This window comes from Neoroseomonas lacus, from assembly GCF_014644535.1.
GTDB classification, from domain to species: Bacteria; Pseudomonadota; Alphaproteobacteria; order Acetobacterales; family Acetobacteraceae; genus Neoroseomonas; species Neoroseomonas lacus.
This window is the reverse complement of sequence record NZ_BMKW01000012.1, coordinates 162,988-175,200: the sequence shown is the minus strand read 5'-3', so window position 1 is coordinate 175,200 and position 12,213 is coordinate 162,988. Positions and strand designations below refer to the sequence as shown.

11 protein-coding genes are annotated in these 12,213 nt (G+C 70.2%); 6 read left to right on the top strand and 5 right to left on the bottom strand.

Features of this window, described 5'->3' with window-relative positions; all coding sequences use genetic code 11:
• Nucleotides 1-4: 4 nt before the first annotated feature.
• Together IEY36_RS22930 and IEY36_RS22925 are read left to right on the top strand one after the other, a co-directional pair.
• A complete protein-coding gene (locus tag IEY36_RS22930; RefSeq protein ID WP_188971242.1) occupies nucleotides 5-688 on the top strand; it encodes a helix-turn-helix transcriptional regulator in 684 nt (227 codons plus the stop codon).
• Nucleotides 689-754: 66 nt separating this feature from the next.
• Nucleotides 755-1,114: a VOC family protein gene (locus IEY36_RS22925; protein ID WP_188971240.1), complete on the top strand. Its 360-nt coding sequence runs from the start codon at nucleotides 755-757 to the stop codon at nucleotides 1,112-1,114.
• A gap of 204 nt (nucleotides 1,115-1,318) precedes the next feature.
• Here the strand turns inward: IEY36_RS22925 and IEY36_RS22920 are convergent, their stop codons facing one another.
• The 3 genes from IEY36_RS22920 to IEY36_RS22910 all read right to left on the bottom strand — a co-directional run bounded on the left by IEY36_RS22920 (nucleotide 1,319) and on the right by IEY36_RS22910 (nucleotide 4,399).
• Nucleotides 1,319-2,701 (bottom strand): GDSL-type esterase/lipase family protein, encoded by a 1,383-nt coding sequence (locus IEY36_RS22920; RefSeq protein WP_229681511.1) that lies wholly within the window; start codon nucleotides 2,699-2,701, stop codon nucleotides 1,319-1,321.
• 121 nt (nucleotides 2,702-2,822) lie between these two features.
• Complete coding sequence (locus tag IEY36_RS22915; protein WP_188971236.1) at nucleotides 2,823-4,208, bottom strand: amidase; 1,386 nt, start codon at nucleotides 4,206-4,208, stop codon at nucleotides 2,823-2,825.
• Nucleotides 4,205-4,399: a hypothetical protein gene (locus tag IEY36_RS22910; protein ID WP_188971234.1), complete on the bottom strand. Its 195-nt coding sequence runs from the start codon at nucleotides 4,397-4,399 to the stop codon at nucleotides 4,205-4,207. The genes IEY36_RS22915 and IEY36_RS22910 overlap by 4 nt, the downstream gene beginning before the upstream one ends.
• A gap of 280 nt (nucleotides 4,400-4,679) precedes the next feature.
• Here IEY36_RS22910 and speB point away from each other — a divergent pair, with 280 nt between their 5' ends.
• The gene (gene speB / locus IEY36_RS22905) at nucleotides 4,680-5,576 is read left to right on the top strand and encodes an agmatinase (RefSeq protein WP_188971232.1); all 897 of its coding nucleotides are present in this window, start codon (nucleotides 4,680-4,682) and stop codon (nucleotides 5,574-5,576) included.
• Between the two features lie 89 nt (nucleotides 5,577-5,665).
• Here the strand turns inward: speB and IEY36_RS22900 are convergent, their stop codons facing one another.
• Both IEY36_RS22900 and IEY36_RS22895 read right to left on the bottom strand, forming a co-directional pair.
• Nucleotides 5,666-6,412, bottom strand: a complete 747-nt coding sequence (locus tag IEY36_RS22900; protein WP_229681510.1) for an alpha/beta hydrolase — start codon at nucleotides 6,410-6,412, stop codon at nucleotides 5,666-5,668.
• A 5-nt stretch (nucleotides 6,413-6,417) separates the two neighbouring features.
• Nucleotides 6,418-7,122, bottom strand: a complete 705-nt coding sequence (locus tag IEY36_RS22895; protein ID WP_188971230.1) for a DUF1223 domain-containing protein — start codon at nucleotides 7,120-7,122, stop codon at nucleotides 6,418-6,420.
• A 610-nt stretch (nucleotides 7,123-7,732) separates the two neighbouring features.
• On the opposite strand from IEY36_RS22895, the gene IEY36_RS22890 reads away from it, so the two are divergent.
• The 3 genes from IEY36_RS22890 to IEY36_RS22880 are packed head-to-tail and all read left to right on the top strand — an operon-like array spanning nucleotide 7,733 to nucleotide 12,131.
• Entirely contained in the window at nucleotides 7,733-8,956 is a 1,224-nt protein-coding gene (locus tag IEY36_RS22890; RefSeq protein WP_188971228.1) for a type III PLP-dependent enzyme, read from the top strand.
• Nucleotides 8,957-8,985: 29 nt separating this feature from the next.
• Nucleotides 8,986-10,392, top strand: a complete 1,407-nt coding sequence (locus IEY36_RS22885; RefSeq protein WP_188971226.1) for a homospermidine synthase — start codon at nucleotides 8,986-8,988, stop codon at nucleotides 10,390-10,392.
• A 41-nt stretch (nucleotides 10,393-10,433) separates the two neighbouring features.
• Nucleotides 10,434-12,131, top strand: a complete 1,698-nt coding sequence (locus IEY36_RS22880) for an acyl-CoA dehydrogenase family protein (RefSeq protein WP_188971225.1) — start codon at nucleotides 10,434-10,436, stop codon at nucleotides 12,129-12,131.
• Nucleotides 12,132-12,213: the final 82 nt, after the last annotated feature.

The following is a 12,213-nucleotide window of genomic DNA, read 5'->3' as shown; positions in this document are numbered from 1 at the left end:
GGCGATGTCCCGCGCGGCGCGGCTGCTCGGGCTGATGCAGGCGCTGCGCCGCCGCCGCCGCGCGGTCGCGGCCGCCGACCTCGCCGCGGAACTTGGCGTCTCCCTGCGCACCATCTATCGCGACATCGTCACGCTGGTCGCCGAGGGCGCGCCGATCGAGGGCGCCGCGGGCCTCGGCTACCGCCTGCGCGAGGGCTTCTTCCTGCCGCCGCTGATGCTCACTGAGGACGAGGCCGATGCAGTGCTGCTCGGCCTGCGTCTCGTCGCGCAACGCGTCGATGCCGAGCTCGCGTTGGCGGCCGACGAGGCCTTCGCCAAGATCGCCGCCATCCTGCCACCGGCCGTCGAAGACGCGGCGGCGGCGAGCGCGCTGATCGCCGGCTCGCCCGCCGGTGCCGGCGCACCGCCCCATCTGGCCGCGCTGCGCGAGGCCATGCGCGGCGAGCACAAGGTCCGCCTCCGCTACGTCGATGCGACCGGCAAGGGCAGCGAGCGCGTCGTCTGGCCGATCGCCATCGGTTTCTTCATCGCAGCCGAGGTGCTCGCCGCCTGGTGCGAGCTGCGCGGGGATTTCCGCCATTTCCGCCTGGACCGCATCGCCGCCGCGACCTCCCTGCCCGACCGACTGCCGAAGCGCCGCCGCGTGCTGCTGGCCGAATGGCGCGCGCAATCCAACCTCGACGACTGACGGCTGCTGACGGAATCCGACACAGCCAGGCGGCATCCTTCGGCCATCCGCAACGGAGAACACGTCATGGCCGAGCCTTCCCTCATCATCCTCTATGTCGACGACGTCGCGCGCAGCGCCGCCTTCTACGAATCCCTGCTCGGCACCAGTCCAGCCGAAGCCTCGCCGGGCTTCGCCATGATCCCGCTGCGCGGCGGGCTCGGCCTCGGGCTGTGGGCGCGCGACGGCGTGGCTCCGGCGGCCGGTCCCGCCGGCGGCGGTGAACTGGCCTTCACCGTGACGGATGTGGACGCCACCCACGCCGCCTGGGCATCCCGCGGGCTGCCGATCGTCCAAGCGCCGACCACGATGGACTTCGGGCGCTGCTGCGTGGCGCTCGACCCGGACGGGCACCGGGTGCGGGCGTACAGGCCGGCCGCCATGTGATGCGCGGGCGGGCCGGCGACGTCATCCGCGCCGGTCGGCCCGGCCGTGCTGTCATGACGCGGCGAGGAATCTGCCTCCGGGTTGCCGACGATCGAGGCGGAGGATTCCCGCCTGATCGCGGCAGCCTTGCCACGACGCGACTGGTGGCGTGACGCAACGGCACCGGTGGCCGGCCCGGATCGTCCTGCTCGGCGCGGGTTCTCCCTATGGCCGTCGAGGTCCGCGGCGCGCCGGTGCGGCCGTTGGCGCAATGCCAAGGGCGTCGATCGGTACCGCCTCGGCCATCGCCATCAGCCCGGCGCGGTTCGGGTGCAGTCGGTCGCCCGCCCCGCCCACGGTGCTGTTGGGGATGAAGGATGGCTTCAGCTGTCCAGTCGCCTGGTCGATCGTCACCGCGTCGAAATCAGCGACGGCATCGAAGTTCCCCGGCGCGCGGATCCAGGCATTGATGGCGCGCCGGCGTTCATCGACCTGCGGCGTACCGTGCCCGCCATTGTAGCCGAGCGCCGTCGTCAGCGTCGCGCCGACGACGCGAATGTTGCGCTCGCGAAGGCGACGGATGCCCTCGCGCAATCCGGCGATCACCTGCTCCGCGGTGGCTTCGGTCGCGCCGAGGTCGTTGATCCCCTCCATCCAGATCACGGTCTTCACGCCCGAGACCTGGAGCACGTCGCGCTCGAGCCGCGACAGCGCCGAGGGGCCGCCGGGGATGGGCGTTGCCGGCGTGTAATCGGCCGGGCCGGTGACGCGGTTGCCGCCGATACCGGCATTGACCACCGAGACATGCGGGCCGAAGCGTGCGTGCAGCCGTCGCGACAGGGTGTCGGGCCAGCGATCGTCGCCGTTCATGGTGGTGTTGGTACCGTCCGTGATGGAATCGCCAAAGGCGACGATCACCGGCGTGCCGGGGGCGGCGCGCATCTCCACCATGTCGAGGAAGAACCACGACGCCGTGGTGTAGGGGAAGGCGGCGTCGTTCTCCTCCCGCGCATGGTCGCCGGCGCCGGGTGGCGAGACATAGCTCGTGGTCAGCGACTTGGCGTGCCACGTCATCGGCCCGGTCGACCCCGGGAGGTGGAAGCTGACGGCAAGCCGGCGCCCTTCCAGCAGCGGATTGCCGGGGCCGCGCATGAAGGGCAGGTCCACGGCGTCGCTCCAGGCCGTGGCGCCGGGGGCGATGGTGACGCTTGGCGCGCCGCTGAAGGTGACCGGACGGTTGGTGCCGCGTGCCACGCTGCCGCCGACGCCCTGCAGGCCGAGATGCACGGCCTGGATGACGAGCGGCCGGGTGCCAAAGGCGTTGGAGAAGCGCAGCCTTGCCGCCGGTCCCCAGATATCCGGGCGGACCATCATACGCATCGTCTGGTCGCGCGCGCCGGCCGGCGGGTCGGGAAAGGCGAAGGACTGGTCCGGCTGCGCGGATGGATTGCCCGACGGATAGGGGCCATGGGCCGAGGCGGTCCAGGCACCGGCCCAGACGCCGTCACGCGGCGGGCCGCGACGACGGTCCTGCGCCAGGGCGGGAGAGGAGACCAAGGCGAGCGCTAAGGGCGCCCCGAGCAGCGAGCGACGGCCGACACCTGTCATTGTCATTTCCTCCATGCCGGCGCTCTGCGGCACCGGAGGAGAAAAGCCTGAACCCGGACGATCGGCGCCGCAAGCCATGGTGGCGGGATCGGCCTGCGCCGCCGCTCCCGCCTGCGCTGGCTTACGCCGCCATCGCCGGCCGCGTCGCCCGCCAGGATGTCGCCTGTTCATAGGCATGCCCGGCGCGCAGTACCGTCGCATCCTCGAAGGGCCGCCCGACCAGTTGCACGCCGACCGGCAGCCCGCCCTCGCCGACGCCGGCGCAGACCGTCAGCGCCGGCTGGCCGGTCAGGTTGAACGGAATCGTGAAGTTGGGCGACTGGAAGGACGCCCATTTCCCCATTTCGGTGATCAACCGTGCCTCGCCGGGGGCGGCGGCGGTCAGCACCAGGTCGCAGCGCTCCATCACCCGGCCCATCGCGTCGCAAAGCTCGCGCCGCCGCCGCTGCGCCTGAAGGTAGTCGGCCGAGGAGATCGTCGCGGCCAGCGCGAGACGTTCGCGCAGGAACTCGCCGTAGTCGCGGAACTTCGTGCGCAGCCAGGGTTCGTGGACGACGAAGGCATCGGCCGCGAGGATCATCCACCCCGCCGCGTTGAAGTCGTGCAGCGAGGGCAGCGTGACTTCCTCGACGATCGCGCCGAGGCCTTCGAGGGTTTTCACCACGCTGGCGATGCCGGCGGCCATGCCTGGGCTGACGGGGCAATCCACCTCATGGAAATGGCGGATGACGCCGATGCGAAGGCCCTTCACGCCGCCGTTCAGGCGAGAGAGCAGATCCGGCTTCGGCCGGTTCGCCGAGGAGGCATCCGTCGGATCGTAGCCGGTCAGCGCATCGAGCATGATGGCGCAATCCTCGACCGTCCAGGCCAGCGGGCCGACGGTGTCGAGCGAATGCGACAGCGGCAACACGCCGCGGCGCGAGCACAGCCCGTAGGTCGGTTTGATCCCCGCCGTGCCGCACAGCGACGCCGGCCCGCGGATCGACCCGCCGGTGTCGGACCCCGTGCCGCCCAGGATCACCCCCGCCGCGACGGCCGCGCCCGTGCCCGAGGACGACCCGGCGGTGAAACGTGCCGTGTCCCACGGGTTGCGCGCCGGGGGCCAGGGCAAGTCGAAGCTCGGTCCGCCCCAGGCAAATTCGTGGGTGGCGAGCTTGCCCAGCATCACCGCGCCGGCCTCGGCCCAGGCGGTGACGGCGGCGGCATCGGCGGCCGGCACATGGTCGATCAGCACGCGCGAATGGCCGGTCGTGGGCACGCCGGCGGTCTCGTAGATGTCCTTGTGGCCGATCGGGATGCCATCGAGCGGGCCCTTCAACGTGCCGGCCATCTGCCGCGCCTCGGCGGCCTGCGCCTGGGCCAGCGCGATCTCGGGCGTGAAGCGGATGAAGGCGTGGATCTCGGGGTTCAGCGCTTCCGCCTTGGCCAGGCGGTCCTTCATGAACTCAACCGGGGAGAGCTGTTTCGCGGCGATCTGCTTCGCCGCCTCGGCGATGGTCGGGATCATCGGGCGGGCGCCTTCGGGGCGAAGGTCAGCGCCATTTCGGCGAAATTGTCGCGTGGGGTGCGCACGCGCGCGGCGAAGTCCAGCATGTGGCCGGAGACGGCGCGGATGCCCTCCTTCTCGACCTCGGTCAGCGGCAGGCCATGGCGCGCCATCAGCGCGTCGAATTGGGGCTTGTCCATCGGCTCAGGCATGGCGGCGCTCCTCGGCTATGCGTCGTTCGTCTCGAGTGCATGCTGCGCGCCAAGCCACGCAGGTCAATCCCGACGCTCAGCCCGGAACGACACCCGCGCGCGGGTATGCGCATCGCACATGCAGCCGATGCGCAAGCGCTCGCCGCCCTGCGCGCGGCACAGGCGGATCCTGCAATAGACACCTCACCGCCCCCAACAGTCCCGGCGCGGCGCGTGACAACCTCAGAAGCGACGCCGCAGACGCCTGGACAGGGCGCTGCGCGCCGGGCTTAACACCGCCATGGCCACCCCCATCACCTTTACCGCCCCGCACGCCTTCCTTGGCGCTCGCCCCGACGATCGCGCAGCGACCTTCTGCGTCGCCGGCGTGCCGATGGATATCGGCACCACCAACCGTGCCGGGTCGCGTGACGGCCCGCGCGCCATCCGCAGCGCCGCCCGCATGCTGACCGATGGCCGCCACCCCGACAGCGGCGCCGACCCGACGACACTTGACCTGTCCGATCTCGGCGAGTTCGAGATCGCGCTGGGCGACATTCCAGAAAGCCTGCGGATGATCGAGCAGCAGGCGGCAGGGCTGAACCACCTGCTCGCCTTCGGCGGCGAGCACGGCGTCACGCTGGCGTTGCTGCGCGCGCTGGTGAAGCGGATCGGGCAGCCGGTCGGCCTCGTGCATATCGACGCGCATCTCGATACCTCGGAGGATAATTTCGGCCAGCGCTTCGCCCATGGCTCGGTGTTCTGGCACGCCATCACCGAGGGGCTGATCGCGCCGAAGCGGATGATCCAAATCGGCATCCGCGCCCCCGCCTGGCCCGAGATGTATGCGTGGACGCGCGGCCAGGGCGTGACGATCGTCCCAGCACAGGACGTGCACGAGAGTACGCCGGCGGCGATCGCCGCGCAGATCCGCGCGGTGGTCGGTGATGGGCCGGCCTATCTGTCCTTCGACATTGACGGGCTGGACCCCGCCTTCGCGCCGGCGACCGGCACGCCCGAGATCGGCGGCCTCGCCACCTGGCAGGCGCAGGGGATCCTGCGGCGCCTCGGCGGGCTCGATTTTCGCGGCGCGGATGTGGTGGAGGTCGCACCCGCCTACGACGTGGCGGAGATCACTGCGCTGGCGGCGGCGACCATTGGCTGGGAGTATCTCTGCCTGCACGCCACCGCCCCCTAGCGATCGTGGTGACCGAGAGGGGCGCCGCCCCTCCCGCGCTCTCCCCGCCAAAGGCCCGAGGCCTTTGGAAACCGATACCTGGCGCCGATTCAGGCCGGGGCGACCTCGTCCAGGAAAGCGTCGACCGCCGACCAGGCCGCGGCGGCGCCGCGCGGATTACGGTCCTCCCGCAGAATTGACGCCCCATGCGCACCTGCCACCGGATTGAACTGGCGCCGGGGCCGGCCCGGCACCACGGCGAGGATCTCCGCCGCCCCGGCCTGTTCCGCCCGATCCGAATCCTGCGTGACGAAGACCGGGCAGGCAACGCGCGACGCCGCCGCGCGCACCGAAACGCCAGACAGATACTCGCCCGGCGAGAAGGCCAGCACCGCCGAGACCGACGCCCCCGCCCCCGCCGCCAGCAGGAACACCAGCGCCGCGGAATAGCTGCTGCCGAGCACCAGCACCCCGCCCTGCGGCCGACGCTCTCGCACATAGGCCAGCGCACCCTCAAGGTCCGGCATCGCCGCCATGAAGCCGGGATCGCGCGGCAGCCGCGCGGCCGTCTCGTTGCGTCGGCCCCAGCCGGGCCCGCCCGAACGCTGGTCGATCGCCAGCGTGTCGAAGCCACGCCGCGCGAATGCCGGAGCGATGGTCGCGTATTCGCCGAGATTCGACCCGGCCATGTGGAACAGCAGCACCATGCCACGCGCCGGCACACGTGACGCCGACAGCGCCTCCCCCGTCACCGCCAGCCCATCGGCGGCGCGCAAGCTGACCGGCGCCGCCACCGCCGCCCCTGAAGCCAGTGCCGCCACCCCGACCGCGGCGAGATGCCGTCGGGGCAATGCCACGCGGCTCACGCCCGCGCCGCCGCGAGAATGTCGCCATCCGTCGATTGCAGCAGCACGGCCAGCCGCTCACCCGGTGGCCGGGCTGCCTGCACCCGCAGCGCCTGGCCCTGCCAGCGGCTGGCCACCGCCATCCCGCGCACGACATTGGCGTAGGTCAGCGACCGCCCCCCATTCTCGCCGCCGCGCACCGGCACAACATGGCGCGGATCGTAGCCGACCAGCAGCAATGTCCCGGTGCCGCGCCCCTCGCCCGCCTGCACGGTGGCGGTGGCGCCATCGGTCACCCAAAGCGCCACGCCGGGCCTTGCCGCCTCGGCCTCCGCCGCGATCGCCGCCAGCACCGCACGGCGATTGGAACCGACCGCGTCACGCCGCCCCTGCACCACCAGCTGCGGCGTGTAGATCTGCCCCGGTCCATAGGCGCTATGCCGGATCGTCGCGGCGTAGCGACGCTGCCGCCGCGTCGATTCCTCCAGCGAGAAACTGTCGCGCCAGCCGAGGTTGTCCCAATAGGTGACGTGGAAGGACAGCACGAGCAGTTCCGGCCGGTCGCGCGCCAGCTCAACCAGCAAGGCATCGGCCGGCGGGCAGGAATTGCAGGATTGCGAGGTGAACAGCTCCGCGACCAGCGGCTGCGCCGGCGTGCCGGCAGCCATGGCCGGCGCGGCGATCAACGCCGGCGCGCCGGCAAGAAGGTGGCGACGATGCATACGTGGTCCCTCCGACGGCGCGGTTTGGCGCCCCTCGGCGGGATTTCGCCACCGCCCGCGCGCCGGTTACGCTACCCTCGGCGTCTCTCGGACGGCCATTTTTTCGGCCAGTTTCGCGATTGGCCAGACGATATGCGTCATTCTCACGGGGGGTACGCGTAATTTCACTTGCAATCCCATACCTAACCACACTATTTCCCGTCCGCACCCGGCGTTTCGGGTGCTGACGCCATCGCACGTGCCGCGAGGGCGTGTTTCTTGAAGTTCGGCGCCGGGCCGGCGCCGTCACCAGAAACACGCACCACAAGCAACGACGGGACGCGTCCTTTGTTCGATCCGGCCATCGCGTGGGCCGGAAGGTTCGAGGGAACCGCCTGTGTCGCCTGTCCGCCGCCTTGTGATGAGAAGCCATCGCACCAGTCGCAGCGCCTGATCCGCGCCGCTGCGTCGCCGTCCCGTCCCTAAGCCCACACCTCGGGCCGAGGGGAGTGCGGGGCGTCGTCCGCGGCGGACCGCCGGCAGGTTCCCTCCATCCCGCCGCCGCGCCCGGCCCTTTGTGGCCCGTGGCGCGGCGGCGGGCGCGTCCACCCCGTTTCCAAGGCCTGATGCGATGTCCCAGATCCGCCCGCGCGGCGCCGTCGCGCCGCTTCGCCGCCCCGCCCTGTCCAGCCGCCGCCCGAGCGTCGATGCCGTGGTTGCCGCGCTGCGCCCGGAGGAGCCGTTGCACTGCCTGCGCCCGCAGGCCGTGACCACGGCCGCGCGCGCCTTCACCGCCGCCTTTCCAGGCGACGTGCTCTACGCTGTGAAGTGCAATGCCGAGCCGACCATGCTGCGCGCCATCGCGGCCGGCGGCGTCGCGCATTTCGACTGTGCCTCGGAAGCCGAGGTGCGGCTGGTGCGCAGCCTGTTCCCCGAGGCGGCGATCCACTTCATGCATCCGGTGAAGGCGCGCAGCGCGATCCGCAACGCCTGGCAGCAGCACGGCGTGCGCGACTTCGTGCTCGATACGGATGATGAACTGACCAAGATCCTGCAGGAGACCGGCGGCGGCGATCTCGGCCTGGTGGTGCGGCTCGCCCTGCCCAAGGGCAATGCCGCCTATGACCTGTCGGGCAAGTTCGGCGCCACGCCGGTGGAAGCCGCCGCCCTGTTGCGCGCCGCGCGCCCGCATGCGGCGCGGCTAGGTCTTTCCTTTCATGTCGGCTCGCAATGCCTGGACCCGGCGGCGTGGACGCGTGCGCTCGTGCTCGCCGCCGAGGTGATCGCGGTCGCCGGCGTGGCGGTCGAGATCGTCGATGTCGGCGGCGGCTTTCCGGTCGCCTATCCGGGCTCCGAACCGCCGGCGCTGGCGGCTTTCATGGAGGCGATCCGCGCCGGCGCGGCGCTGCTGCCCGAGGGCGTGCGGCTTTGGGCCGAACCGGGCCGCGCGCTGGTCGCGGGTGGTGCGTCGGTGGTCGTGCAGGTGCAGTCGCGCCGCGGCGATGCGCTTTATGTGAATGACGGCGTCTATGGCGCGCTGTCGGATGCCGGCGCGCCGGGCTTTCGCTTCCCGCACCGGCTGCTGCGCCTCGATGGCGCGGCGGCCGAAATGACGCGGGTCTTTACACTTTTCGGTCCGACCTGTGACAGCGCGGATGTGATGCGCGGCCCCTGGACGCTGCCCGCCGATGTAGCGGAAGGCGACTGGATCGAGATTGGCCAGCTCGGCGCCTACGGCACTGCGCTGCGCACCGCCTTCAACGGCTTCGATCGCGCACATGTCACGGAAGTGTCCGATTCGCCCATGCTCGCCACACCGGGCTATGAGGTTGCCGCGCCCGCGCGCGCCGCCTGACCCACTCGCTGTCATAAGGATACAGAACGATGAAGCACGCCGCCTTCGCGGGCCGTTTGGTCATGCTCGGCTTCGGTTCGATCGGCCAGGGCGTCCTGCCGCTGATCCTGCGCCATATCGACATGCCGAAGGACCGCATCGAGATCGTCACCTCCGACGATCGCGGCGCGGGGACCGCGGCGGAGATGGGCATCAAGCACACGGTGCTGCCGCTGACGCGCGAGAATTACGAGGCCGAGTTGCGCGCGCGCCTGAGCAAGGACGACTTCCTGTGCAACCTCTCGGTCGATGTGTCCTCCGTCGCGCTCATCACGCTGTGCCGGGAGATCGGCGCACTGTATCTCGACACCTGCATCGAGCCCTGGCTCGGCGGCTATACCGACCCGTCGCTGTCGCCCTCGCAGCGGTCGAACTATGCGCTGCGTGAATCGGCACTGGCGCTGAAGACCGGCGCCGGCCCGACCGCGGTGACGACGCATGGCGCCAATCCCGGCCTTGTCTCGCATTTCGTCAAGCAGGCGATGCTCGATGTCGCGCGCGATACCGGCCACGACACGACCGTGCCGGCGACGCGCGAGGCCTGGGCGAAGCTTGCCGCCGATCTCGGCGTGAAGGTCATCCACATCGCCGAGCGCGACACCCAGGTCGCCGCTGACCGCCCGAAGAAGCGCGGCGAATTCGTCAACACCTGGTCGATCGACGGCTTCACTGGCGAGGGCTGCCAGCCGGCCGAACTCGGCTGGGGCAGCCACGAGAAGGCGCTGCCGCCTGATGGCAAGCGCCACGACTTCGGCTGCGATGCGGCGATCTACCTGATGCGTCCGGGCGCTTCCACGCGCGTGCGGTCCTGGACGCCGTTGGAAGGGCCGATGCATTCCTTCCTGATCACGCACAATGAATCCATCTCGCTCGCCGACTACTACACGCTGCGCGATGAGAAGGGTGCCGTGCTGCATCGCCCGACGGCGCACTACGCCTATCACCCCTGCGACGACGCGGTGCTCTCGGTGCATGAATTCGCCGGTCGCAACTGGGAGATCCAGCCCGAGAAGCGCCTGATGATGGAGGAGATCACCTCCGGCATGGACGAGCTCGGCGTACTGCTGATGGGGCACAAGAAGGGCGCCTATTGGTATGGCTCGCGCTTGACGGTGGAGGAGGCGCGCATACTGGCGCCTCACAACAACGCGACCTCGCTGCAGGTCTGCGTCGCGGTGCTCGCGGGGATGGTCTACGCCATCGAGCACCCGAATGAGGGCGTGCTCGAGGCCGACGAACTCGACCATGCCCGTGCGCTGGAGATTTGCTTCCCCTATCTCGGCGAAATGGCAGGGGTGTATTCCGACTGGACGCCGCTGCAGGATCGCGGCGCCCTGTTCCCCGAGGATGTCGACACCGACTGCCCCTGGCAGTTCAAGAACTTCCGGGTCGTCTGACCAATTGTCATGGGTGTATCCTCGGCAACGAGGAGACGCCCATGACCATCATCCGCCCCAACCGCCCCGCCCCGATCGGCGCGGAGGCCGTGCCCGACAGCCACGGCCTCAACCTGTTCCGCGCCGATCCGACACTTGCCAAGCTGCTGCCGCTGTATCTGCCGGCCGACCTGCTGGCGCATCTGCTGCCGCACCTCGACCGACTGGGCGCGCTTGCGGGCGGGCGGCTGGCCGATCTCGCCGCGACGGCGGATGTGAATCCGCCCGAATTGATCATGCGCACGCGGCGCGGCGAGGATGCGCAATCCATCGACTACCACCCCGCCTATCGGGAGATGGAGCGTCTCGCCTTCGGCGAGTATGGCCTCGCCGCCCTGTCGCATCGCGCCGGCGTGCTCGACTGGGATGCGCCGATGCCGGCGGCGGCGAAATACGCCATCACCTATCTGTTTGTGCAGGCGGAATTCGGCCTGTGTTGCCCGGTCTCGATGACCGACAGCCTGACCCGCACGCTGCGCAAATTCGGCGCCCCCGAACTCGTCGATCGCTACCTGCCGTCGCTGACATCGCAGGACATGGACTCATTGTTCCAGGGTGCGATGTTCATGACGGAACAGGGCGCCGGGTCGGATATCGCCAATACCGCCGTCACGGCGGCGCCGAATGAGGATGGCTCCTGGGCGCTTACGGGCGACAAATGGTTCTGCTCCAACGCCGATGCTGAATTGGCGATGGTGTTGGCGCGGCCCGAGGGCGCGCCGCCGGGCATCAAGGGCGTGTCGCTGTTCCTCCTGCCGCGGGTGCTGCCCGATGGCAGCACGAACCGCTACCGCATCGTGCGGCTGAAGGAGAAGCTCGGCACGCGCTCGATGGCCTCGGGCGAGATCAAGCTGGAAGGGGCAACAGCCTGGATGATCGGCGAGCCTGGCGCGGGCATGCGCCAGATGGCCGACATGGTGAACAACTCGCGCTTGTCCAATGGCGTGCGCGCGGCGGGGATGATGCGCAAGGCTGTGACCGAGGCGCTTTACATCGCCCATCGCCGCATCGCCTTCGGCACGCCGATCGTCGCGCTGCCGCTAATGCGTCGGCAACTCGCAAAGATGCTGGTGCGCGCGGAACAGGCGCGATCGATGGTGTTTCAGACCGCCGAGGCGCTGCGCCGGTCGGATTCCAGTGACGCCACCGCCTATCCGCTGCTGCGCATCCTGACGCCGCTGATCAAATTCCGCGCCTGCCGCGATGCGCGCATGGTGACCGGCGATGCGATGGAGGTACGCGGCGGCTGCGGCTATATCGAGGACTTCCCCGATGCACGGCTGGTGCGCGACGCGCATCTCGGCTCGATCTGGGAAGGCACCTCCAACATCGTAGCACTCGACGTGCTGCGCGCGGCGTCGCGGGAAGGTTCGCTGGAGGCGCTGGAGGCGCATCTCGCCGCGTTGCGCGCCGCGACACCGGAACCCCTGCCCGATCTGGTCGCGGCGACCACCCGCGCCTTCACCCTGGCGCGGCATGCCGGTGGAGATGGTGGGCCGGTGCTCGCACGCCAGGCGGGGACCGCGCTGTACAACATCGCCTCGGCGACCGCGATGGCGTGGGAAGCAGCGGCGATGAACCTGCCGGAACGTCGCGACCTCGCAGCGATGGTGCTGACGCACCGCGTGCTGCCGCGCGATCCGCTGGCCGGCGAGGCCGAGACTATTCCAGACACGTTGCTTCGCGACCCCGGCGACTGAGGGGCGATGAACCTTCCGCGATCTTGACGTGAATCAAGCCGCGGGGGCGGCGCGCTCGCCTATGGTTGGCTTCTTCGACGGC

What these genes read in the sequence shown, in the direction of transcription:
- IEY36_RS22885 (WP_188971226.1), top strand. Translation starts at nt 8,986, where the DNA reads ATGAAGCACGCCGCCTTCGCGGGCCGTTTGGTCATGCTCGGCTTCGGT.
- IEY36_RS22880 (WP_188971225.1), top strand. Translation starts at nt 10,434, where the DNA reads ATGACCATCATCCGCCCCAACCGCCCCGCCCCGATCGGCGCGGAGGCC.
- IEY36_RS22895 (WP_188971230.1), bottom strand. Translation starts at nt 7,122, where the DNA reads ATGCATCGTCGCCACCTTCTTGCCGGCGCGCCGGCGTTGATCGCCGCG.
- speB (WP_188971232.1), top strand. Translation starts at nt 4,680, where the DNA reads ATGGCCACCCCCATCACCTTTACCGCCCCGCACGCCTTCCTTGGCGCT.
- IEY36_RS22915 (WP_188971236.1), bottom strand. Translation starts at nt 4,208, where the DNA reads ATGATCCCGACCATCGCCGAGGCGGCGAAGCAGATCGCCGCGAAACAG.
- IEY36_RS22925 (WP_188971240.1), top strand. Translation starts at nt 755, where the DNA reads ATGGCCGAGCCTTCCCTCATCATCCTCTATGTCGACGACGTCGCGCGC.
- IEY36_RS22910 (WP_188971234.1), bottom strand. Translation starts at nt 4,399, where the DNA reads ATGCCTGAGCCGATGGACAAGCCCCAATTCGACGCGCTGATGGCGCGC.
- IEY36_RS22930 (WP_188971242.1), top strand. Translation starts at nt 5, where the DNA reads ATGTCCCGCGCGGCGCGGCTGCTCGGGCTGATGCAGGCGCTGCGCCGC.
- IEY36_RS22890 (WP_188971228.1), top strand. Translation starts at nt 7,733, where the DNA reads ATGTCCCAGATCCGCCCGCGCGGCGCCGTCGCGCCGCTTCGCCGCCCC.
- IEY36_RS22920 (WP_229681511.1), bottom strand. Translation starts at nt 2,701, where the DNA reads ATGACAGGTGTCGGCCGTCGCTCGCTGCTCGGGGCGCCCTTAGCGCTC.